This window comes from Phenylobacterium sp., assembly GCF_020402505.1.
GTDB lineage: Bacteria > Pseudomonadota > Alphaproteobacteria > Caulobacterales > Caulobacteraceae > Phenylobacterium.
On sequence record NZ_JADBZL010000217.1, the window covers coordinates 1 to 20,525 of the forward strand.

Annotated in this window: 21 protein-coding genes, 1 other RNA gene and 1 pseudogene; 12 read left to right on the top strand and 11 right to left on the bottom strand. The window is 69.2% G+C overall.

Going from position 1 to position 20,525, the window contains the following annotated elements:
• Positions 1-102: 102 nt before the first annotated feature.
• The 5 genes from fba to tkt all read right to left on the bottom strand — a co-directional run bounded on the left by fba (position 103) and on the right by tkt (position 6,706).
• The gene (gene fba, locus IM632_RS13965) at positions 103-1,167 is read right to left on the bottom strand and encodes a class II fructose-bisphosphate aldolase (protein ID WP_296525402.1); all 1,065 of its coding nucleotides are present in this window, start codon (positions 1,165-1,167) and stop codon (positions 103-105) included.
• Positions 1,168-1,179: 12 nt separating this feature from the next.
• Positions 1,180-2,382 carry a phosphoglycerate kinase gene (locus tag IM632_RS13970; RefSeq protein ID WP_296480583.1) on the bottom strand — a complete coding sequence of 401 codons (1,203 nt, stop codon included), beginning with the start codon at positions 2,380-2,382 and terminating at the stop codon, positions 1,180-1,182.
• Between the two features lie 4 nt (positions 2,383-2,386).
• Complete coding sequence (gene gap / locus IM632_RS13975) at positions 2,387-3,394, bottom strand: type I glyceraldehyde-3-phosphate dehydrogenase (protein ID WP_296480585.1); 1,008 nt, start codon at positions 3,392-3,394, stop codon at positions 2,387-2,389.
• A gap of 123 nt (positions 3,395-3,517) precedes the next feature.
• The gene (gene purT, locus IM632_RS13980) at positions 3,518-4,729 is read right to left on the bottom strand and encodes a formate-dependent phosphoribosylglycinamide formyltransferase (protein ID WP_296480588.1); all 1,212 of its coding nucleotides are present in this window, start codon (positions 4,727-4,729) and stop codon (positions 3,518-3,520) included.
• 3 nt (positions 4,730-4,732) lie between these two features.
• Positions 4,733-6,706: a transketolase gene (tkt, locus tag IM632_RS13985; RefSeq protein ID WP_296480679.1), complete on the bottom strand. Its 1,974-nt coding sequence runs from the start codon at positions 6,704-6,706 to the stop codon at positions 4,733-4,735.
• Positions 6,707-6,835: 129 nt separating this feature from the next.
• Here tkt and IM632_RS13990 point away from each other — a divergent pair, with 129 nt between their 5' ends.
• From IM632_RS13990 to IM632_RS14010, 5 genes are all read left to right on the top strand, one after another.
• A complete protein-coding gene (locus tag IM632_RS13990; protein WP_296480592.1) occupies positions 6,836-7,099 on the top strand; it encodes a DUF4164 family protein in 264 nt (87 codons plus the stop codon).
• 3 nt (positions 7,100-7,102) lie between these two features.
• Positions 7,103-7,429 (top strand): cell division protein ZapA, encoded by a 327-nt coding sequence (gene zapA, locus IM632_RS13995; RefSeq protein ID WP_296480595.1) that lies wholly within the window; start codon positions 7,103-7,105, stop codon positions 7,427-7,429.
• A 51-nt stretch (positions 7,430-7,480) separates the two neighbouring features.
• Positions 7,481-7,641, top strand: a non-coding RNA gene (gene ssrS / locus IM632_RS14000) — 6S RNA.
• Between the two features lie 45 nt (positions 7,642-7,686).
• On the top strand, positions 7,687-8,247 hold the full coding sequence (locus IM632_RS14005; protein ID WP_296480598.1) for a 5-formyltetrahydrofolate cyclo-ligase: 561 nt from the start codon (positions 7,687-7,689) through the stop codon (positions 8,245-8,247).
• Positions 8,248-8,256: 9 nt separating this feature from the next.
• Positions 8,257-9,093, top strand: a complete 837-nt coding sequence (locus tag IM632_RS14010) for a TIGR00282 family metallophosphoesterase (protein WP_296499296.1) — start codon at positions 8,257-8,259, stop codon at positions 9,091-9,093.
• Here IM632_RS14010 and IM632_RS14015 read toward each other — a convergent pair.
• Entirely contained in the window at positions 9,074-9,712 is a 639-nt protein-coding gene (locus tag IM632_RS14015; protein ID WP_296480604.1) for a hypothetical protein, read from the bottom strand. The genes IM632_RS14010 and IM632_RS14015 overlap by 20 nt on opposite strands.
• A gap of 170 nt (positions 9,713-9,882) precedes the next feature.
• Here IM632_RS14015 and IM632_RS14020 point away from each other — a divergent pair, with 170 nt between their 5' ends.
• The gene (locus IM632_RS14020) at positions 9,883-10,251 is read left to right on the top strand and encodes a phage holin family protein (protein ID WP_296480606.1); all 369 of its coding nucleotides are present in this window, start codon (positions 9,883-9,885) and stop codon (positions 10,249-10,251) included.
• A gap of 80 nt (positions 10,252-10,331) precedes the next feature.
• Here IM632_RS14020 and groL read toward each other — a convergent pair whose 3' ends face one another.
• Complete coding sequence (gene groL / locus IM632_RS14025; RefSeq protein ID WP_296480608.1) at positions 10,332-11,981, bottom strand: chaperonin GroEL; 1,650 nt, start codon at positions 11,979-11,981, stop codon at positions 10,332-10,334.
• A gap of 52 nt (positions 11,982-12,033) precedes the next feature.
• On the bottom strand, positions 12,034-12,321 hold the full coding sequence (gene groES, locus IM632_RS14030; RefSeq protein ID WP_293511703.1) for a co-chaperone GroES: 288 nt from the start codon (positions 12,319-12,321) through the stop codon (positions 12,034-12,036).
• Between the two features lie 222 nt (positions 12,322-12,543).
• Between groES and IM632_RS14035 the strand changes: the two genes are divergently transcribed.
• On the top strand, positions 12,544-12,966 hold the full coding sequence (locus tag IM632_RS14035; protein WP_293511701.1) for a hypothetical protein: 423 nt from the start codon (positions 12,544-12,546) through the stop codon (positions 12,964-12,966).
• A gap of 61 nt (positions 12,967-13,027) precedes the next feature.
• Here IM632_RS14035 and IM632_RS14040 read toward each other — a convergent pair whose 3' ends face one another.
• Positions 13,028-14,326, bottom strand: coding sequence for an acyl-CoA dehydrogenase family protein (locus IM632_RS14040; RefSeq protein ID WP_296499297.1), 1,299 nt, complete (start codon positions 14,324-14,326; stop codon positions 13,028-13,030).
• A gap of 138 nt (positions 14,327-14,464) precedes the next feature.
• Here IM632_RS14040 and IM632_RS14045 point away from each other — a divergent pair, with 138 nt between their 5' ends.
• Positions 14,465-15,061 (top strand): GNAT family protein, encoded by a 597-nt coding sequence (locus IM632_RS14045; protein ID WP_296547597.1) that lies wholly within the window; start codon positions 14,465-14,467, stop codon positions 15,059-15,061.
• Between the two features lie 16 nt (positions 15,062-15,077).
• On the opposite strand, the gene IM632_RS14050 is transcribed toward IM632_RS14045, so the two are convergent.
• Entirely contained in the window at positions 15,078-15,956 is an 879-nt protein-coding gene (locus IM632_RS14050) for an SDR family NAD(P)-dependent oxidoreductase (protein ID WP_296480621.1), read from the bottom strand.
• 172 nt (positions 15,957-16,128) lie between these two features.
• Here IM632_RS14050 and IM632_RS14055 point away from each other — a divergent pair, with 172 nt between their 5' ends.
• From IM632_RS14055 to IM632_RS14070, 4 genes are all read left to right on the top strand, one after another.
• The gene (locus tag IM632_RS14055) at positions 16,129-17,592 is read left to right on the top strand and encodes an MFS transporter (protein WP_296499298.1); all 1,464 of its coding nucleotides are present in this window, start codon (positions 16,129-16,131) and stop codon (positions 17,590-17,592) included.
• A 196-nt stretch (positions 17,593-17,788) separates the two neighbouring features.
• Positions 17,789-17,959 carry a hypothetical protein gene (locus IM632_RS14060; RefSeq protein WP_296480627.1) on the top strand — a complete coding sequence of 57 codons (171 nt, stop codon included), beginning with the start codon at positions 17,789-17,791 and terminating at the stop codon, positions 17,957-17,959.
• Positions 17,960-18,049: 90 nt separating this feature from the next.
• The gene (locus IM632_RS14065) at positions 18,050-19,429 is read left to right on the top strand and encodes a M17 family metallopeptidase (RefSeq protein ID WP_296480630.1); all 1,380 of its coding nucleotides are present in this window, start codon (positions 18,050-18,052) and stop codon (positions 19,427-19,429) included.
• Positions 19,426-20,286 carry an NlpC/P60 family protein gene (locus tag IM632_RS14070; RefSeq protein WP_296552503.1) on the top strand — a complete coding sequence of 287 codons (861 nt, stop codon included), beginning with the start codon at positions 19,426-19,428 and terminating at the stop codon, positions 20,284-20,286. The genes IM632_RS14065 and IM632_RS14070 overlap by 4 nt, the downstream gene beginning before the upstream one ends.
• A 19-nt stretch (positions 20,287-20,305) precedes the next feature.
• Here the strand turns inward: IM632_RS14070 and IM632_RS14075 are convergent.
• Positions 20,306-20,525, bottom strand: a pseudogene (locus IM632_RS14075) (cytochrome c family protein); the annotation flags it as partial.

Here is a 20,525-nt window from a genome sequence, read left to right on the forward strand (position 1 = left end):
GGATCCGGGGAATCCCGGACTTCGTGACGGTGCGGGGCGGCGGCTACTTCTTCATGCCCAGCCGGTCGGCGCTCTACTATCTGGCGGACAGGACCCGGCGCTTCAGCCGATCTTCGGGTTGAGTTCGCCGGCGGCGTAGCGCTTGGCCATGGCGGACAAGGGGATGGGCCGGATCCGCGAGGCATGGCCGGCGGTTCCGAACTCCTCGAACCGCTGGCGGCAGACCGCGCGCATGGCCTCCATGGCGGGCTTGAGGTACTTGCGCGGGTCGAACTCGCCGGGGTTCTCAGCGAAGACCTTGCGTATGGCGCCGGTCATGGCCATCCGGTTGTCGGTGTCAATGTTGATCTTGCGCACGCCGTTCTTGATGCCGCGCTGGATCTCCTCCACCGGCACGCCCCAGGTCTGGGGCATCTGGCCGCCGTACTGGTTGATGATGTCCTGGAGGTCCTGGGGTACGCTGGAGGAGCCGTGCATGACCAGGTGGGTGTTGGGCAGGCGGCGGTGGATCTCCTCGATCACGTGCATGGCCAGGACCTCGCCGTCCGGCTTGCGGGTGAACTTGTAGGCGCCGTGGCTGGTGCCCATGGCGATGGCCAGGGCGTCCACCTGGGTGGCCTTGACGAAGGCCACGGCCTGGTCGGGATCGGTCAGCAGCTGGTCATGGTCGAGCTTGCCCTCGAAGCCGTGGCCGTCCTCCTTCTCGCCCATGCCGGTCTCCAGGCTGCCCAGCACGCCGAGTTCGCCCTCCACCGAAGCGCCGACCCAGTGGGCCATGTCCACCACATTGCGGGTGACGCGGACATTGTAGTCATAGTCGGCGGGGGTCTTGCCGTCGGCCATCAGCGAGCCGTCCATCATTACCGAGGTGAAGCCGTACTGGATGGCGGTGGCGCAGGTGGCCTCGTTGTTCCCGTGGTCCTGGTGCATGCAGATCGGGATGTGCGGGTACATCTCGGCCAGGGCGTCGATGAGGTGCTTCAGGACGATGTCGTTGGCGTAGGATCGGGCGCCGCGGCTGGCCTGGATGATGACGGGGGAGTCCGTCGCGTCGGCCGCCTCCAGGATGGCCAGGCCCTGCTCCATGTTGTTGATGTTGAAGGCCGGGACGCCGTAGCCGTGCTCGGCGGCGTGGTCGAGGAGCTGTCGCAGGGTGATCCGGGCCATGTTCCGTCTCCGTTAGCTTTGGGTCTGTTTCGTCAGGGCGGCGACACCGGGCAGGGTCTTGCCTTCCATCCATTCCAGGAAGGCGCCGCCGGCCGTCGAGACGAAGCTGAAGCCGTCGGCGCAGCCCGCATGGTGCAGGGCGGCCACCGTATCGCCCCCGCCGGCCACCGCCACGAGCTTGCCGGCCTTGACCAGGTCGGCGGCGGCGCGGGCGGCCTCCACCGTGCCCCGGTCGAAGGGCGGCATCTCGAAGACGCCGAGCGGGCCGTTCCAGATCAGTGTCCTGGAATTGCCCATGGCCCGCTTCAGTCGCTCCACGGTCTTGGGGCCGGCGTCGAGGATGCGCTCCTCGTCGTCCATGGCCCCCAGCTGGCGCACCCGGGCCGGCGCCCCCGGCGCCAGCTTCTCGGCGACGACGATGTCGATGGGCAGGAAGAGCTTGCAGTTGTGCTGGCCGGCGAGGCGGATGATCTCGCGGGCCGTGTCCGCCAGGTCCTTCTCGCAGTAGGAGGCGCCGACCTCATGGCCCTGGGCGTAGAGGAAGGTGTTGGCCATCCCTCCGCCGATGGCCAGCTTGTCCAGCCGGGTCACGAGGTTGGAGAGGAGATCCAGCTTGGTGGAGACCTTCGACCCGCCGACAATACCCATGACCGGACGCTCGGGCCGGCCGAGGGCGCGGTCGAGGGCGGTGAGCTCCAGGCGCATCTGCTCGCCGGCGCAGGCCGGCAGGACGTGGGCCAGACCCTCCGTCGAGGCGTGGGCCCGGTGGGCGGCGGAAAAGGCGTCGTTGACGAAGAGGTCGCCGTTCTGCGCCAGGGCGCGGGCGAAGGCCGGGTCGTTGGCCTCCTCTCCGGGATAGAAGCGGACATTCTCCAGCAGGACCACGTCGCCGGGCGCCATGGCCGCCACCGCCGCCTCGACGTCCTTGCCGGCGCAGTCGGGCACGAAGGTCACCGGCGCGCCCAGCACGGCGGACAGGGCCGGGGCGATGGGCGCCAGGCTCATCTCAGGGACCCACTTGCCCTTGGGCCGGTCGAAGTGGGCCAGGAGGATCACCTTGGCCCCGCCGGCGCGGAGCTTGTCGATGGTCGGGACGGCCGCCCTCAGGCGGGTGTCGTCGGTGACCGCGCCGTCGGCCATCGGGACGTTGAAGTCCACCCGGACCAGGGCCCGGACGCCGGAAAGGGCGACATCGTCGAGGGTCCGGAAGGCCATGGGCTCAGATCAGTCGGGCCATGGCCGCGGCGGTGTCGGCCATCCGTGTGGAGAAGCCCCACTCGTTGTCATACCAGGACAGGATCCGCCCGAGGCCGCCGTCGATGACCTGGGTCTGAGCCAGGGCGACGGTGGACGAGGCGGCCACATGGTTGAAGTCGGTCGAGACCAGGGCCTCGTCGGTCACCGCGAGCACCCCCTTCAGGGGACCTTCGGCGGCGGCGCGCAGGGCGTCGTTGATTTCCTTGACGGTCAGGGTCCGGCCCGGGGTCCAGACGAGGTCCACCACCGAGACGTTCGGGGTCGGCACGCGGATGGACGAGCCGTCCAGCTTGCCCTGCAGGGCCGGGATGACCAGGCCCAGGGCCTTGGCGGCGCCGGTGGAGGTCGGGATCATGGACATGGCCGCCGCGCGGGCGCGGTAGAGGTCCTTGTGCATGGTGTCCAGGGTCGGCTGGTCGCCCGTGTAGGAGTGGATGGTGGTCATGTAGCCGCGCTCGATGCCGGCCAGTTCCTGCAGGACCTTGGCGACCGGGGCGAGGCAGTTGGTGGTGCAGGAGGCGTTGGAGACCACCAGGTCGGCGGCGGTCAGGGTGTCGTGGTTGACCCCGTAGACGATGGTCTTGTCGGCGTTGTCGCAGGGCGCGCTGACCAGGACGCGCTTGGCGCCGGCCGTCAGGTGGGCGCTGGCCTTGTCCCTGGAGGTGAAGATGCCGGTGCACTCGAAGGCGATGTCGACGCCCAGCTCGCGGTGCGGCAGCTCGGCGGGGTCGCGGACGGCGGTGACCTTGATCCTGCCCCGGCCGACGTCGATCGTATCGCCGTCCACCTTGACCTCACCGGCGAAGCGGCCATGGACGCTGTCATAGCGGAACAGGTGGGCGTTGGTCTCCACCGGGCCCAGGTCGTTGATGGCGACGACCTCGATGTCGGTCCGGCCATGCTCGACCAGGGAGCGCAGGATGTTGCGGCCGATCCGGCCGAATCCGTTGATGGCGACACGCACAGTCATGAATCGGTCTCCGAACCTTTAACTTCGCTGGTTGGCGGCGGTTTTTTAGGTCCGGGGCGGGGAAGTCAACCCTGACGATCACGGTTTCGGGAGCGACAGGCTCCCTCCCGCCGAATCCTGCGGTCAGTCCCCGACGACCCGCACCTTCCCGGCAGCCTCCGCCGCCCGGGCGCGGGCGGTCCCGACATCGTCGGCGCGGGCCAGGGCGACCCCCATCCGGCGGCGTTCGAAGGCCTCGGGCTTGCCGAAGAGGCGCAGGTCCGCCCCCGGGACGGACAGGGCCTCGGCCACCCCCTCGAAGGCGACGCCGCGGGCCTCCATCCCGCCGTAGATCACGGCGCTGGCGCCCGTCTCGCGCAGGCCGGCATCCACCGGAAGGCCAAGGATGGCCCGGGCGTGCAGGGCGAACTCGCTCTGGACCTGGGTGGCCAGGGTCACCAGGCCCGTGTCGTGCGGCCGCGGGCTGACCTCGGAAAACCAGACCTCGTCGCCCTTCACGAAGAGCTCGACGCCAAAGACCCCCAGCCCCCCGAGGTCGGCGGTCACCGCCCCGGCGATTTCCCGCGACCGGGCCAGGGCGGCGGCGGACATGGGCTGGGGCTGCCAGCTCTCCACATAGTCGCCCTTCACCTGGCGGTGGCCGATGGGGGCGCAGAAGTCGGTGCGCACCGCCCCGTCGGCGCCGAGGCTGCGGACGGTGAGCTGGGTGATCTCGAAGTCGAATTCGACCCGGCCCTCGACGATGACCCGGGGCTGCTCGACCCGGCCGCCTTCCAGGGCGTAGCGCCAGGCGGCGGCGACCCCCTCGGGCCCCTCGACGAAGGACTGGCCCTTGCCGGAGGAGCTCATCACCGGCTTCACGAAGCAGGGAAAGCCGGTGACCTTCGCCGCAGCCTCCGCCAGCTCGGCCTCGGAGGAGGCGAAGGCGTAGGAGGATGTGGGCAGGCCGAGGGTCTCGGCGGCGAGGCGGCGGATGCCCTCGCGGTTCATGGTCAGCTTGGCGGCGCGGGCTGTCGGGATGACGGTCGCCAACCCCTCGGCCTCGATGCGCACCAGTTCGTCTGTGGCGATGGCCTCGATCTCCGGGACGATCAGGTCCGGGCGCTCGGCCTCTACAAGGGCGCGCAGGGCGGCCGCATCCGTCATGGCCAGGACATGGCTGCGGTGGGCGACCTGCATGGCCGGGGCGTCGGCGTAGCGGTCGGCGGCGATGACCTCGCAGCCCAGGCGCTGCAGCTCGATGACCACCTCCTTGCCCAGCTCGCCCGAGCCCAGCAGCAGGACGCGGACGGCGGTGGGGGACAGGGGGGTCCCGAGCCGGCGGGCGGCGGCCATGGCTCAGCCCAGCTTCTGGCGGACGGCGTCGGCCACCGCCTGGGGCGTGATGGCGAAGGCCTCGTAGAGCTTCTCGGCCGGGGCGGAGGCGCCGAAGCCCTTCATGCCCACGAAGACGCCGTCGGCGCCGATGAAGCGGTCCCAGCCCATGCGCACGCCGGCCTCGACCGCGGCCTTCACCTCGGTCTCGCCGATGACCGCGGCCTTGTAGCGGTCGGTCTGGGCCTCGAAGAGCTCCCAGCAGGGGGTGGAGACGACGCGGGTCCCGATGCCCTCGGCCTCCAGGATGTCCCGGGCGGCCAGGGCCACCGCGACCTCGGTCCCCGAGGCGAACAGGGTCACCCGGGCCGGCGAGCCGGCGGCGGCCAGCTGGTAGGCGCCGTGGGCGGAGAGGTTTTCGCCGGAGGCGGTGGTGCGCACCGCCGCGGTCTTCTGGCGCGACAGGGCCATGACCGAGGGGGTGGCGCGGGCCGAGACGGCCAGCTTCCAGCACTCGGCGGTCTCCACAGCGTCGGCCGGGCGGAAGACCAGGAGGTTGGGCATGGCCCGAAGGGAGGCGACGTGCTCCACCGGCTGGTGGGTCGGCCCGTCCTCGCCCACGCCGATGGAATCATGGGTCATGACGTGGACGACCCGGGCGCCCATCAGGGCGCCGAGCCGGATGGCCGGCCGCGAATAGTCCGAGAAGACCAGGAAGGTGCCCGAGAAGGGGATCACCCCGCCGTGCAGGGCCATGCCGTTCATGGCCGCCGCCATGCCGTGCTCGCGCACGCCCCAGTGGACGTAGCGGCCCGAATAGTCAGGGACGTCGAAGGCCGGCGTGCCCTTGACGAAGGTGTTGTTCGAGCCGGTCAGGTCGGCCGAGCCGCCGATCATTTCGGGAATGGCCGGGAAGAGGCGGTCGAGGGCCGAGCCGGAGTGCTGGCGGGTGGCCGCCGCGGGCTTGGCGTCCACCGCCGCGGCGATGTGGGCGTCGAGGGCCTCGAAGGCCCCGGCCGGGAGTTCGCCCGCCATGGCGCGCTGGAAGTCGGCGGCCTTCGCCGAAGCTGCAAGGCGGGCCTGCCAGGCCTTGCGCGTGCGACCGCCCCGTCGGCCCGCCCGCCTCCAGGCCTTGACGAGGTCGTCGGGCAGCTCGAAGGGGGGCAGGTCCCAGCCCATGGCCTTGCGGGACTCGGCGATCTCGGGGTCGAACAGGGTGTAGCCGTGGCTGTGAGGGTCGCCTTCCTTGGGGCCTGCGCCCTTCGAGATCTTGGTGCGGCAGGCGATCAGGGTCGGCCGGTCCTGCTTGGTCGCCCAGCGCAGGGCGGCGGCGATCTTGCCATGGTCGTGCCCGTCCACCGCCTTGACCGCCCAGCCATAGGCCTTGAAGCGCGCCAGCTGATCGCCGGTCTCGGCGAGGGTCGCCACCCCGTCGATGGTGGTGTTGTTGTCGTCGAACAGGACGGTCAGCCGGTTCAGGCGGAACCGGCCCGCTATGGAGGCGGCCTCATGGCTGACCCCCTCCATCAGGCAGCCGTCGCCGGCAATGACCCAGGTGCGGTGATCCACCAGGTCCTCGCCGAAGCGGGCCGCGAGGTGGCGCTCGGCCATGGCCATGCCGACGGCGGTGGCGATGCCCTGGCCGAGGGGGCCGGTGGTGGTCTCCACCCCCGGGGTGTGGCCGTACTCCGGATGCCCGGGCGTGTTGGAGCCCCACTGACGGAAGTTGCGGATCTGGTCCATGGTCACGGCCTTGAAGCCGGTCAGGTGCAGGAGGGCGTAGATCAGCATGGAGCCGTGGCCGGCGGACAGGACGAAGCGGTCGCGATCCGCCCAGTCGGGGCGAGACGCGTCGTACTTCAGGAACTTCGTCCAGAGGACGGTGGCCACGTCGGCCATGCCCATCGGCATGCCCTGGTGGCCCGATTTCGCCTTGTGCACCGCATCCATCGAGAGAACGCGGATGGCGTCGGCCATTTTCACGGGCGAGACAGGCATGGCGGGAATCCGGTTGTCGGCGGCGGGGGTTTCGGCCTCGCACAGGGGACCGGAAGGGTCAAGAAAGGTAAGTGTTCCGGCGGCGCGGCGGATGGCGCTATAGAAGGACGGCAACCTCCGGAGTCCCGCATGACCCAGGACGAATCCGCCCTTGACCAGGCCGCCCGGCGGCTGGACCGCGCCCTGTCCCTGCTCGAACAGGAGCTGGCTGGGCGCCGGGCCGGCGGAGAGGGCGAGCTGTTTGATCCGGCGCGCAACAGTCTCGCCGCGGAGCTTGAGCAGAGCCGCCAGCGCGAACGCGAACTCAGGGCCGCCGGCGCCGAGGCCTCCCGCGCCCTCGGCCAGGCCATCGCCGAGATCGAGGCGGTCCTGGGCGGCGGACGGGGAGGCTGATCCATGGCCCAGGTGACCCTCAGCGTGAACGGCCGGCCCTATGTAGTCGGCTGCGAGGATGGCCAGGAGGCCCACCTCACCGAGCTCGCCCGCCTGTTCGACGCACAGGTCCGCCAGGTCTCCCAGGAGGTCGGCCAGCTGGGCGAAACCCGGCTCTTCCTGATGGCCGCCCTGCTGCTGGCTGACGAGCTTGCAGACCTGCGCGGCCGGGTCGGCGGCTTGCAGGCCGACAACGCCCGGCTCCAGGCCGAGGCCGGCTCGGTGGAGGGCCGCGCCGCCGCCGCCCTGGAAGCCGCCGCCCGCCGGATCGAGAAGCTGGCCGGCGCCTGACGCCGACGCCTTGCCGCGGGTCCCCTCGAGGCCTAGATTGAAAGGCGGCGGGTCTTGCTGCGGCTCGCGTCGAAGGCGACTTATCCCAGCGACCTTAATTCTCTTGAAGGGAGCTGTCCCTGGTCGGGTCCGTGGACCCGGGCACACGGCGCCCACCTGGTTATCCAGGTCGAGGGGGTTGAACTGTCCTTCACGGTTCCCGCGGCGCCGCCACCTCTTTTCCCGGACCTTCCTTGCCATCCCCTGATCCCGACCGGATGTCCCGAGACGACCTGCGACGGCGCATGAGGCGACGCCGGCGGGCTCTTGCGGCGGCGGCGCCCGAGGCGGGCGCGGAGGCGGCCCGGCGTCTGCCGGACGACGCCCTGCCTCCCATCCGGGTCTTCGCCGCCTACCTGCCGGCGGGCGGGGAGATGGATCCGGGTCCCCTGGCCCGGCGCCTGCTCGCTCTGGGCGCAGAGCAGGTGCTGCCGCGGGTCACTGAGGACGGACCGATGCGGTTCCTCCAGGCGCCGCCCGGCTGCGCCCTGGAACCCGACGCCGCAGGGCAGCCGGCCCCTGCTTCCGACGCGCCTGAGCAGCGGCCCGATCTGGTGATCGCCCCGCTCCTGGCCTTCGATCGGCTCGGCGGCCGCCTGGGGCAGGGGGGCGGGCACTACGATCGCGCCCTCGCCGCCCTGCGCAGGGATGGCCCGGTCTTTGTTCTGGGCCTTGCCTTCGCGGGCCAGGAGGTGGACAGGCTGGACCTGCAGCCCCACGATCAGAAACTTGACGCGGTCCTCACCGAGGCCGGATACCGCCGCCTCCCGCAGGCCTGAAGGAACAGCATGCGCTTCGCCTTTTTCGGAGATGTCGTCGGAAAATCCGGCCGGGACGGCCTGGCCGACCACCTGCCCGGCCTTCGCCGCCGCCTCGACCTCGAGTTCGTCATCGTCAACGCCGAGAATGCGGCAGCAGGCTTCGGCATTACCGAGCGGACCGCCCGGGACCTGTTCGACGCCGGCGCTGACTGCCTCACCCTGGGCAACCATGCCTGGGACCAGAAGGAAGCCCTGACCTACATCGTCCGGGAGCCACGGCTGATCCGGCCGCTGAACTATCCCGTCCTGGCTGACGCGCCCGGACTGGGCGCCAACCTCTTCGAGACCCGCGGCGGCCGCCGGATTCTGGTGATCAACCTGCTGGGCCGGGTCCACATGGACAGCCTGGACGATCCCTTCGCGGCTGTAGATCGCGAGTTGGAGAAGGCGCCCCTGGGCATGGTGGCGGACGCCATCGTGGTCGACATGCATGCCGAGGTGACTTCGGAGAAGATGGCCATGGGCCACTTCTGCGACGGGCGCGCCAGTCTCGTGGTCGGCACCCACACCCACGTGCCCACCGCCGACGCCCAGATCCTCCCCGGCGGCACCGCCTACCAGACCGACGCCGGCGCCTGCGCCGACTATGACAGCGTCATCGGCAATATGAAGGAAGAGCCGCTCCGTCGTTTCACCACCCGGATCTCCGGCGGCCGGTTCAAGCCGGCCGAGGGCCCGGCCACGGTGTGCGGGGTCTTCGTGGAGACCGACGACGCCACGGGCCTCGCCCGGCGGATCGCCCCGATCCGGATCGGCGGCCGGCTGACCGAGACCGTGCCGGACCTCAGTCCGGTCGTCGCCTGAAGAAGCGTACGAACCCGGAGGGCGGCGCTTCCCGGGCCTTCAACCGGGCCTGAAGCACCGACAGGCTAAGGCGCCCGGTCGCCTCGGGATCAAGGAGGGCGAATCGACGTGCAGCGGCCTTCGACTGCTCGTCTTCAGTGATCTTGCCGTCATAGTTCAGGTCTGCACCCCGGACGGGCTGGGGCTCATCCAGGAGACCGAAGGAGGCGGCGCCTTCCAGGCCCCGGGCGCGCGGCGCCGGTCCGCCACCGTCGGGGCGGTCGCTCCGGAATACCGCCGACTGGGGCAGGATTTCCGGGGCGACCTCATTCTCGTAGGCGGTGTTCTCGAAGCCATCGACGCGACCGTCGCGATTGGTATCGAGCCGGGCGAGGAATCGCAGCCCGTCGGCCCTGAACTCCGCGGGGCTCACAGAGCCGTCACGGTCAGAGTCGGCGCCGGAGAACCAGTCCGCCAGCCCGGACTGGGAACGGAAGGGCTCGCCGAAAGGGCTGATGAACAGACCATCGCCCGGCGTGGGCGGAGCCGCCTGGGCGGCCCCGGTTGTCAGCAGCAGCAGGACGAAACCGGACGCGGCGCGGCCGGTCGGGCGGCGGCGGGGTGAGGGGCGAGGACTCATGATGCGGACTCCCGGGCGGGGAAGAAGACAGAACGCCTCGCCTGCGGCGTCAATGCGGCGAGCGTACATTTCGCATTACAGCGGACTTGTCATCGCCTCCGGCGTCGCCGCATCCTGCGGCATGGGCGAGGAAGGTGCGCCCGGTCCGGAAGAGGAATAAGAGGTCCGACATGCTGCACTTTCTCATCCGCGCCGCCTTCGCGGCCTTTGGCCTGGCCATCGCCGCCCGGCTTGTCGGCGGAATCACCTACGACGCGCCGATGACGCTCTTCCTGGCGGCGCTCCTGTTGGGACTGGTGAACGCCCTGCTCCGGCCTCTGCTCATCCTGTTGACCCTGCCCCTGACCGTCCTGACCTTCGGGCTCTTTCTGCTGGTGATCAACGCGGCGATGATCCTTCTGGTGTCCCGGATCATCCCGGGCTTTCAGGTCGCAGGCTTCATCCCGGCCCTGCTCGCCGCCCTGATCACTGGAGTGACCAGCTGGGCTGCATACATGCTGCTGGGCGATATCAATCGCCTGACCGCCCGCAACGGCTGACCCCGGGGCGACGCTCGGCCCACGAAAAAGGGGGCGGAGCCTGAAGCTCCGCCCCCCTGACTTTCGGGAAACGACCTGGATCAGAAGTCCATGTCGCCCATGCCGCCCATGCCGCCGGGCATGCCCGGAGCGCCGCCGGCGCCGCCCTTCTTGGGGGCCTCGACGATGGCGGCTTCCGTGGTGATCAGCAGGCCGGCCACCGAGGCGGCGTCCTGCAGGGCGGTGCGGACCACCTTGGCCGGGTCGATGACGCCGGCCTTGACCATGTCCACGTATTCCTCGGTCTGGGCGTTGAAGCCGAAGGTGGGCGAGCTGTTCTCGAGCACCTTGCCGACCACGATGGAACCTTCGACGCCGGCGTTCTCGACGATTTGCCGGATCGGGGCCTGGAGGGCGCGACGCACGATGGCGACGCCAGCCTCCTGGTCGTCATTGTCACCCTTCAGGCCGTCGAGGGCCTTGGAGGCCTTCAGGAGGGCCACGCCGCCGCCGGGCACGATGCCTTCTTCCACGGCCGCGCGGGTCGCGTTGAGGGCGTCATCGACGCGGTCCTTCTTTTCCTTCACCTCGACCTCGGTCGAACCGCCGACGCGGATCACGGCGACGCCGCCGGCCAGCTTGGCCAGCCGCTCCTGCAGCTTTTCCTTGTCGTAGTCCGAGGTGGTGTCCTCGATCTGACGCTTGATCTGGCCGATGCGGGCCTCGATGCCGTCCTTGGCGCCGGCGCCGTCGACGATGGTGGTGTCGTCCTTGGTGATGGACACCTTCTTGGCGCGGCCCAGCATGTCGAGGGTCACGTTCTCAAGCTTGATGCCGAGGTCCTCGGAGATCAGCTCGCCGCCGGTCAGGATGGCGATGTCCTCCAGCATGGCCTTGCGGCGGTCGCCGAAGCCCGGAGCCTTGACCGCTGCGACCCGCAGGCCGCCGCGCAGCTTGTTGACCACCAGGGTGGCCAGGGCCTCGCCCTCGACGTCTTCGGCGATGATCAGCAGGGGACGGCCGGACTGCACGACGGCCTCCAGGACCGGCAGCAGGGGCTGAAGGGAGGTCAGCTTCTTCTCGAAGAGCAGAATGAGCGGCTCGTCGAGTTCGGCCTCCATCTTGTCGGCATTCGTGATGAAGTAGGGCGACAGGTAGCCGCGGTCGAACTGCATGCCCTCGACGACGTCGAGTTCGGTCTCGGCCGTCTTGGCCTCTTCGACCGTGATCACGCCCTCGTTGCCGACCTTGTCCATGGCCTTGGCGATCATCTCGCCGACCTCGGTGTCGCCGTTGGCCGAGATGGTGCCGACCTGGGCGATCTCGGCGTTGGTGGTGACCTTGCGCGAGGATTCCTTGATGGACTCCACGACCTTGGCCACGGCCTTGTCGACGCCGCGCTTCAGGTCCATCGGGTTCATCCCGGCGGCGACCGACTTCATGCCCTCGACCACGATGGCCTGGGCCAGGACGGTGGCGGTGGTGGTGCCGTCGCCCGCCTTGTCGTTAGTCTTGGAGGCGACTTCACGGATCAATTGGGCGCCGAGGTTCTCGAAGCGGTCGGCCAGCTCGATTTCCTTGGCGACGGACACGCCGTCCTTGGTCGAGCGCGGGGCGCCGAAGGACTTCTCGATGACCACGTTCCGGCCCTTGGGGCCGAGGGTCACCTTCACGGCGTTGGCGAGGGTGTTGACGCCGCGCAGCATCCTGTCGCGGGCGTCGGAGGCGAAATAGACGTCTTTAGCAGCCATTGGCCTACTCTTTCGGAAAGGGATTGTTGGGTGTGGAAAGCCGTCGGGGGATCTATTCGATCACGCCCAGGACGTCGCTTTCCTTCATGATGAGGAGGTCGGCGCCGTCGATCTTGACTTCGGTGCCGGACCACTTGCCGAACAGGATGCGGTCACCCTTCTTCAGGTCGAGGGGCTGGATCTTGCCGGCTTCATCGCGAGCTCCAGGGCCGACGGCGATGACTTCGCCTTCCTGGGGCTTTTCCTTGGCGGTGTCGGGGATGATGATCCCGCCCTTGGTCTTCTGTTCTTCTTCGACGCGCTTCACGAGGACGCGGTCACCGAGGGGACGAAACGCCATGTCTAGGTCTCTCCGTTCAGGACGAGGGTTTTCGGAACTCCCGGGCTGAAGCTGCTGTTGGCAGCCGATGCACCCGAGTGCTAACGCGTCGGGGAGTTAGGGTGAGGGGTGTCCCGAGTCAAGCTCAGGACCTCGAAATCAGGGACACAGTTCCGGTTGGACCCGAGCCGTCGCCGCCGCTAAGGTCCCGGCGAGCTGTGACGCCACAACAAGGAAACGCCCATGCGCCGCGCCCCCGCGATCGCCGCCCTCTCGGTCCTCGTCCTCGCCTTGCCTGCCGTCGCCGAGACCTGGACGGCGTATACCCAACCGACCGACAAGGGCCTGCAGTGGTCCTTCGACGCCGACTATTCCTACCGCGACGCCGCCTCGGGCCGGATCGTGGTGATGACCGCCATCGGCAAGGTGGGCGCGACGCCCCGGATGGGCCCCTCCGCGCCTGGCGCCGCCGACGGCGTGGGCTTTGTCTACGCCCTCGACTGCAAGGCCAAGAACCTTATCCCCATGGGCAGCTATTCGCCGAAAAAGCCTCTGGAGATCGCCGGCGGCTGGCGCGACTCCGCGCCCAAGAAGGCGGACGGGGCCGACGACGCGGCCCTGATGCGCCAGGTCTGTGACGCCTCCGCCGCCCTGCCCACAAAGTAGCCGGGATCTGACGGCGCCTTCGGGCGGCCCACAGGGGCCGCCCTTTTCGTTGGGCCGGATTTCACCTCATGCCGACGGGGACCCGTTCGGCGTCGCGCTCTGCGCGGATCTTCATCTGAAGGTCGCCGTACTTGGCCAGCTCCATTCGGGCGATGGTGCGATTGTGAACTTCGTCCGGGCCATCGGCCAGGCGCAGGGTGCGCTGGCTGGCATAGGCCCTGGCCAGTCCGAAGTCGCTCGTCACGCCGCCGCCTCCATGGGCCTGTATGGCGTCGTCAATGACCTTGATGGCCATGGTCGGCGCCTGGACCTTGATCATGGCGATCTCCATCCGGGCGACCTTGTTCCCGGCCTTGTCCATCATGTCGGCGGCCTTGAGACACAGCAGGCGAGTCATCTCGATGTCGATACGGGCCCGGGCGATGCGCTCCTCCCAGACAGAGTGCTCGGAGATGTACTTGCCGAAGGCCTTCCGGGTCATGAGCCGGCGGCACATCTTCTCCAAGGCGACCTCGGCCGCGCCGATGGTGCGCATGCAGTGATGAATCCGGCCGGGCCCCAGGCGGGCCTGGCTGATCTCGAAACCCCGGCCCTCCCCCAGCACCAGGGACTCCTCCACCTGGACCCGGACATTCTCCAGAAGGACCTCGGCGTGACCGTGCGGGGCGTCATCGTAGCCGAAGACCGGCAGCATGCGCAGGACCTTGATCCCAGGCGTGTCGAGGGGCACGAGGACCTGCGATTGCTGGGCGTGCAGAGCGGCGTCGGTATTGGTCTTGCCCATGACGATCGCGACCTTGCAGCGGGGGTCTCCCACGCCCGAGGACCACCACTTTCGCCCATTGATCACGTAGTGATCGCCGTCCCGGTCAATGCGAGTCTCGATGTTGGTGGCGTCGGAGGAGGCCACCAGAGGCTCGGTCATCAGGAAGGCCGAGCGAATCTCGCCGCGCATCAGGGGGGTCAACCACTGATCCTTCTGCTCACGGGTTCCGAAGCGGTTCAGCACCTCCATGTTGCCGGTGTCCGGCGCCGAGCAGTTGAACACCTCCGAGGCGAAGCCGACCCGGCCCATGATCTCTGCGATCGGGGCGTACTCAAGGTTGGACAGCTGCACCCCCTCGAAGACGAAGGTGTCGTCCACGTGGGGGTGGCCGGAGTCCGGCGGCATGAACATGTTCCAGAGGCCGGCGGCCCGGGCCTTGGCCTTGAGGGTCTCCACGACCGGGATCACCTTCCAGGGATCGCCCTCGGCCTGCTGGGCCTCGTAGATCGCAACAGCGGGATGGATGTGCTCATCCATGAAGTTGCTGACGCGGCGGATGAGTTCCTTCTGGCGGGGCGAATACTCGAAATCCATGACGGTCGCCTTTCCTTCAAGCGCCCACCGGGGCGCCGGGGGTCGCGCGCCGCGGAGTGTCCAGGCCCGGGTCCCGCCCGTCCTTGATCTGGCTCAACCGGGACTGGCCAATTCGATCGAGGCGCGCCAGCATGAGGCATGGCCCTGGAACTTCCCCACCGCGCGCTCTCCAACGCCTTCGTGACCCTTGAACCTCTGTCAGAAGCCCACCGCGAGCCGCTGCGCGCCGCCTGCGCCGCCGACCCGGACATCTGGGAGGCGCAATACTCGCTCTCTCTGCTGGGCCAGCACTTCGACCGATTCTGGACGGAGAAGCGGCCGGCCGACGCCGCCTCGGGCGCCTGGAGGCACTTCGCGGTGATGATCGGCGACCGCTGCGTCGGCCTGACGGCCTTCCTGAAGATAGACCGGGCCAACGCCGGGCTGGAGATCGGCCTGACCTACTACGCGCCGGAGGCCAGGGGCGGCCCCGTCAACCCCTCCGCCAAGCGGCTTCTCCTTGGCGAGGCGTTCGAGGCGGGCTTTGGCCGCGTCCAGTTCCATGTGGACGAGACCAACGCCCGCTCGCGTGCCGCCGTCCTGAAGCTCGGGGCGACCTTCGAGGGCGTCCAGCGCTGGGACCGGATCGTCTGGACGGGCCGCCGGCGCAGCACTGCGATTTATTCGATCATCGCCACCGAATGGCCCGCCGTCCGGGCGGCGTTGGACCAGCGGCTCGCCGCCTTCAGCCCCTGACGCCGATGACCCGGCCTCAACGCACGGGCGCGGTCCGGGTCTGGCTGTCGGCAAAGAAGACCTGATCGGCGTGCTCAGCCACTTCCTGTGCGGTATAGGGTCGGCCAGGCTGGAAGCCCTCGGTCTCAAGCATCTTGATCTCGCGGACGCCGCGGGAGGAGACGCCCAGGACCTTGCCGGTATGGTCGGCCGCCAGGTCCGAGACCATGTAGAGTACGCCCGGCGCCACATTCTCCGGCAGGCTCAACGGATCGGGCTCGCGTCCGGCCCGTCCCGGCAGGTCGGCGGTCATGCGGGTGTAGGCGCCAGGCGCCAAGCCCATGACACGGATGCCGTACTTGCGGCCCTCGATAGCAAGAACCCGCATGAAGCCATAAATTCCCGCCTTGGCCGCCCCGTAGTTCGACTGGCCGAAATTGCCGTAAAGGCCCGAGGTGGAGCTGGTCATGACGATGACTCCGGGGCGCCCGTTGTCCTTCAGCCATTTCCAGACCGGCATGGTGCAGCAGTAGGTCCCCTTCAGGTGGACCTTCACCACCAGATCCCAGTCCGCCTCGCTGGTGTTCGCGAAGGACTTGTCGCGGAGGATCCCGGCGTTGCAGACCAGAACATCGACCTGGCCGAAGGCGTCGAGAGCGGTTTTCAGTATGTTCGCACCGCCTTCCATGGTCGAAACGTCATCGCCGTTCGCCACGGCCCGGCCGCCCTCGGCGAGGATGTCATTCACCACCTTCTGCGCCGCGCTGACGGAGCCATCTCCCGAACCGTCACGGGCGCCGCCCAGGTCATTGACCACGACCGCGGCGCCCTCTCGGGCGAAGAGCCGGGCATAGGCTTCTCCCAAGCCGCCGCCCCCGCCCGTGATGATGGCCACCTTTCCATCCAGTAGTCCCATGGTGCGTTTCCCCGCTCTTGTCTTGAGGCCGGCATCTTCCAACCGGTCCACCGGGGAGTCGAGTCCGCGCACCTGGGGCGAGGAGACCTTTCGGACTCCACAAGTCAGGGGGTTGGAGTAGGGTCAGTGGGGGAGCGGGCGCGACAGACGCCGGCGCGAGGGGGGAAGCGAAGTGTCCGGAAACCTGCCGACAGGCGAGGCCCACGGGCCGGGCGCCATCGTCGATCCGCCTATGGCCTCCGAACTGGCGGGTGACGGCCGGATGAGCCGGGGCGCGGTGGCCTGGTCGCTCTTCGAGGGCGCCCGCAACCCCTATGTTGTCCTGATCACCATCTACATCTTCGCCCCCTACGTGGCCTCGGTCATGATCGGCGACCCTGTTCGAGGGCAGGCGGTGATCTCCCAGTGGAGCCAGTATGCGGGCTGGATCATCATGGCCACGGCGCCCTTCCTCGGAGCCTCCATAGACCAGCTGGGTCGCCGGAAAATCTGGCTGGGCCTGGTGGTCGCGGCCATGGTCCCGATGATGGCGGCGCTCTGGTGGGCCAAGCCGGACGGCTCTGGCCTGTCGGTTACGGTCACCATGCTGCTCATCACCCTGATCGGCCTGGGTTTCGCCTTCTCGGAGGTGCTGCACAACTCCCTGCTCATCCGTGCGGCGGGCATGCGAGCTGCGCACAAGGCGTCAGGCCTGGCGCTCGCCTTGGGCAACGGCTTCTCGGTCCTCGCCCTCGGCTTCACGGCCTGGGCCTTCGCCCTGCCGGGGCGGGTCGACTGGGCCTGGGTGCCGGACGCCCCCCTCTTCGGCCTCGACACGGCCGCCCACGAGCACGAGCGGATCGTCGCCCTGCTCGCCGCCGGCATCTTCGCCATCGGCGCCCTGCCCCTGTTCCTGTTCACGCCGGACGCGCCCGCGACAGGGACGCCCGTCCTCAAGGCCTTCCGGAACGGAGCGCGCCAGCTCTGGGAGATGCTGGCCACCGTCCGGAACTACCGCGACGCGGCCATCTACCTCCTGAGCCGCATGGCCTTCGTCGACGGTATGAACGCCATCCTGATCTACGCCGGGGTCTACGCCGTGGGCGTGATGAAGTGGCAGGCCCTCGAAATGCTCGCCTATGGAATCCTCCTGTCCATCCTGGCCGTGCTTGGAGGCTTTGTCGGGCGTTGGATGGACGCCGCCTTCGGCCCCAAGAACGCCCTGCGGGTGGCCATCTTCATGTCCATCCTGGGCATCGTGGCCATGCTCGGCATGTCGCCCAGCCGCATCCTCTACTTCTGGACCTTCGATCCCGCAGCCTATCCGCCTGTCTGGGAGGGGCCGGTCTTCCGCACCCTGCCCGAAGTGATCTTTCTGCTGATCGGCTTTGTGAACGCGGTCTTCATCACCGCCCAATACGCCTCGGCCCGCACCATGCTGACCCGGCTGACGCCCCCAGAGAAGACGGGGGCCTTCTTCGGCGTCTACGCCCTCTCCGGCGTGGCCACCGGCTGGCTGGGCCCCATGATGGTCAACTTCGGCACCAACGTGACCCGTACCCAGCAGGGCGGCTTTGCGATGGTCATTATTCTCTTGGTCGCCGGCCTTATCGGTCTCGGATTTGTGCGCGGAGGCGGAAGAAATCTCGAGACCTAAATGCAGATCTCCTGATCTGACTTACTGTTAACTATATCTGTAAACCAAATTCAGCGGGTCGGTTTCAACTCATTGTCTTTCGGATTTACTTTGCGTTAATGTGGACCGGCCAAGGGTATTTCCGAGTGCGTGGGGAAGCCGAAAGGCTCAGCCGGGGCGTGGGGACTCCCGCCCTCCCGCGGCACGGGAGAACAGAATGTCCAGGTTGCTCGCCAGGGTCCTCCGGCAGGAGGCCTCCGCGCCCATTGTCGAATTCGGGGTCGTCGCGGCCCTGATTACGGCTGTTCTGCTGACAGCGGCCAGTCTCGGCCCCAACCGGCAGCCGGACCTGGATTCGCCGCCGGCCCTCCGTTCCGATCCTCGCTGATCCTTATCCTGCCGGCCGCCGTTGCGGCGGGCGGCGCTTTGGCCCAAATGAACCGGAGGGCCCGCGCGGGGCGCATCCGGAAGCAAGATCATGTCCGTCACCGTCACGCCTGAAGGCGGCGCAACGCCCGTTCCGGTCGTCGCTCTCTGCGAGGAAGACCTTTCGGTCTGGCGCGAGGGCGCCTCGCCCCTGGAGCAGGGTCTTGCCGGCCCGGAGTTCAGGGCCCGGCCAGGTCAGATGGTGGTCGTCCCGGGGCCTGATGGGAAGCCGGCCCGGGTCCTGCTCGGACTGGGCGCCTCGCCCGGCGAGGCGACCGCCTTCCGGACCCTGGCCGGGCGCCTGCCCCCGGGCGACTTCCGGTTGGAAGGCAAGCCCGGCGGCATGGATCCCACCGAGGCCGCCCTGGCCTTCGCCCTCGGGCTCTACCGCTTCGAGCGCTACCGGCGCCGCGACGCCGCCCCGCCTCGTCTGGTCACTCCAGGCGCCGACGAGGCCCAGGTCGCGAACCTGGCCGGGGCCTGCGCCCTCGCCAAAGACCTGATCAACACGCCCGCCAATGACCTTGGGCCCGCCGAGCTCGAGGGCGCGGCCCGGGAACTAGCGGGACGCTTCGGCGCGCAGATCGAGGTGATCACCGGGGATGAGCTCCTCACGAAGGGATATCCCGCCGTCCATGCCGTGGGTCGGGCGGCGGCCCCCGGTCGTGAGCCGCGGATGATCGAGATCACCTGGGGTGAGGCGGGGCGGCCCGGGGTCGCCCTGGTCGGCAAAGGCGTGGTGTTCGACACCGGCGGCCTTGACCTCAAGCCCTCCGCCGGTATGCGGCTCATGAAGAAGGACATGGGCGGCGCGGCCCATGTCCTGGCCCTGGGCGCCATGGTCATGGAGGCCCGCCTGCCAGTGCGGCTGTCCGTCCTCGTGCCCGCGGTAGAGAACGCCGTGAGCGGGGACGCCATGCGTCCCGGCGATGTCCTGGCCACGCGCAAGGGGCTGAGCGTGGAGGTCGGAAACACCGACGCCGAGGGGCGACTGATCCTGGCCGACGCCCTCACCCGTGCGTCGGAGCTCTCCCCTGACCTTACCCTGGACCTCGCCACCCTGACCGGCGCCGCCCGGGTCGCCCTTGGGCCCCAGCTGCCGCCCTTCTTCACGGACGACGAAGACCTCGCCGCCGCCATCGAGGCGGGTGCGCGCAAGGCGTCCGATCCCGTCTGGCGCCTGCCGCTCTGGAAGGGATACCTGGCCTCCCTGGAGACCGAGATCGCCGATCTGAAAAACGATCCGGACGCCTGGGCCCAGGCCGGCGCCATGACCGCGGCCCTCTTCCTTCAGAAGTTCGCCCCCGCTGGCGCCTGGGCCCATTTCGACATCTTCGCCTGGAACCCCCGGGCCCAGCCCGGATACCCGGTGGGCGGAGAGGCTCAGGCCATCCTGGGGCTGTTCGCCATGCTGAAGGCCCGCTACGCGTGAAGCCCGACCCCCGCCTCACCCTCGCCCGGCCGGACCTCGCCACCGGCGTCCTTGAGGGCCGCCTGGACGCCCGGCGGTTCGAGCGGCCCAGGCGGATGCAGGTCGCGGTCCCGGCGGCGTCTATCCGCCGCGCACCGCGACCGGACGCCGAGCAGCTGGACCAGATCCTGCTGGGCGAGCGCTTCGATGTCCTGGAGACCCGCGACGGCTTCGCCTGGGGCCAGGCGGTCCGGGACGGGTATGTCGGTCATGTGGCCTTCGGCGCCCTGGCGCCGGAAGGCCCCCCGCCGACGCACTGGGTGCGGGTTCCCCTGACCTACGGGTTCGAAGCCCCCTCCATCAAGTCGCGTCCGACAGGCCCGATCTCCCTCAACAGCCTGGTGACCGTCACCGCCAGGGAAGGACCGCTGGCGCTCTGCGACGCCGGCTTCTGGGTTCCGGAGTCTCACCTGGCGCCCCTGGGCGACGTCGCGGACGACCCCGCCGCTATCGCCGAGGCCCACCTCGGGGCCGCCTACCTCTGGGGCGGTCGGGAAGGGTGCGGGATCGATTGCTCGGGCCTCGTCCTCCAGTCCCTCCTCGCCTGCGGCCGCGCCTGCCCGCGGGACTCCGACCTTCAGCAGGCCCTGGGCGCCCCCGTGGCGGCGGCGGATCTGGACCGGGGGGACCTCGTCTTCTGGAAAGGTCACGTCGCCATCCTCCTGGACGGCGCCCGGATCATCCACGCCAACGCCCATCACATGGCGGTGGCTCAGGAACCCCTGAGAGAGGCGGTCGAGAGAATCCGAAAGTCCGGCGGCGGTGAGCCTACCGCCTACCGACGGCCGCTAGCCCGGACCCGACCGGAAGCGGCGTGAACCGTCCTGACGGCGGACCTCAGGCCGCGGGCTTGGGGGCCGACTCCGCCGAAGCCGCTCCCGCTGCGGGAGCCGCGTCGGCCGGAGCTGCGCCTTCAGCCGGAGCCGCTGGAGCAGCCGCGGCGGCGGGGTTCGGCGCCGGGAGGGGCAGGGTCCCGCCCTGGGCGCGCAGATAGGCGATAATGTTGACCCGATCTTCGGACTTCTTGAGGCCGACAAAGGACATCTTGGTGCCCGGA

Coding starts and splice junctions, on each gene's coding strand:
- fba (WP_296525402.1), bottom strand. CDS start 1,167: ATGGCCCGGATCACCCTGCGACAGCTCCTCGACCACGCCGCCGAGCAC.
- IM632_RS13970 (WP_296480583.1), bottom strand. CDS start 2,382: ATGGCCTTCCGGACCCTCGACGATGTCGCCCTTTCCGGCGTCCGGGCC.
- gap (WP_296480585.1), bottom strand. CDS start 3,394: ATGACTGTGCGTGTCGCCATCAACGGATTCGGCCGGATCGGCCGCAAC.
- purT (WP_296480588.1), bottom strand. CDS start 4,729: ATGGCCGCCGCCCGCCGGCTCGGGACCCCCCTGTCCCCCACCGCCGTC.
- tkt (WP_296480679.1), bottom strand. CDS start 6,706: ATGCCTGTCTCGCCCGTGAAAATGGCCGACGCCATCCGCGTTCTCTCG.
- IM632_RS13990 (WP_296480592.1), top strand. CDS start 6,836: ATGACCCAGGACGAATCCGCCCTTGACCAGGCCGCCCGGCGGCTGGAC.
- zapA (WP_296480595.1), top strand. CDS start 7,103: ATGGCCCAGGTGACCCTCAGCGTGAACGGCCGGCCCTATGTAGTCGGC.
- IM632_RS14005 (WP_296480598.1), top strand. CDS start 7,687: ATGTCCCGAGACGACCTGCGACGGCGCATGAGGCGACGCCGGCGGGCT.
- IM632_RS14010 (WP_296499296.1), top strand. CDS start 8,257: ATGCGCTTCGCCTTTTTCGGAGATGTCGTCGGAAAATCCGGCCGGGAC.
- IM632_RS14015 (WP_296480604.1), bottom strand. CDS start 9,712: ATGAGTCCTCGCCCCTCACCCCGCCGCCGCCCGACCGGCCGCGCCGCG.
- IM632_RS14020 (WP_296480606.1), top strand. CDS start 9,883: ATGCTGCACTTTCTCATCCGCGCCGCCTTCGCGGCCTTTGGCCTGGCC.
- groL (WP_296480608.1), bottom strand. CDS start 11,981: ATGGCTGCTAAAGACGTCTATTTCGCCTCCGACGCCCGCGACAGGATG.
- groES (WP_293511703.1), bottom strand. CDS start 12,321: ATGGCGTTTCGTCCCCTCGGTGACCGCGTCCTCGTGAAGCGCGTCGAA.
- IM632_RS14035 (WP_293511701.1), top strand. CDS start 12,544: ATGCGCCGCGCCCCCGCGATCGCCGCCCTCTCGGTCCTCGTCCTCGCC.
- IM632_RS14040 (WP_296499297.1), bottom strand. CDS start 14,326: ATGGATTTCGAGTATTCGCCCCGCCAGAAGGAACTCATCCGCCGCGTC.
- IM632_RS14045 (WP_296547597.1), top strand. CDS start 14,465: ATGGCCCTGGAACTTCCCCACCGCGCGCTCTCCAACGCCTTCGTGACC.
- IM632_RS14050 (WP_296480621.1), bottom strand. CDS start 15,956: ATGGGACTACTGGATGGAAAGGTGGCCATCATCACGGGCGGGGGCGGC.
- IM632_RS14060 (WP_296480627.1), top strand. CDS start 17,789: ATGTCCAGGTTGCTCGCCAGGGTCCTCCGGCAGGAGGCCTCCGCGCCC.
- IM632_RS14065 (WP_296480630.1), top strand. CDS start 18,050: ATGTCCGTCACCGTCACGCCTGAAGGCGGCGCAACGCCCGTTCCGGTC.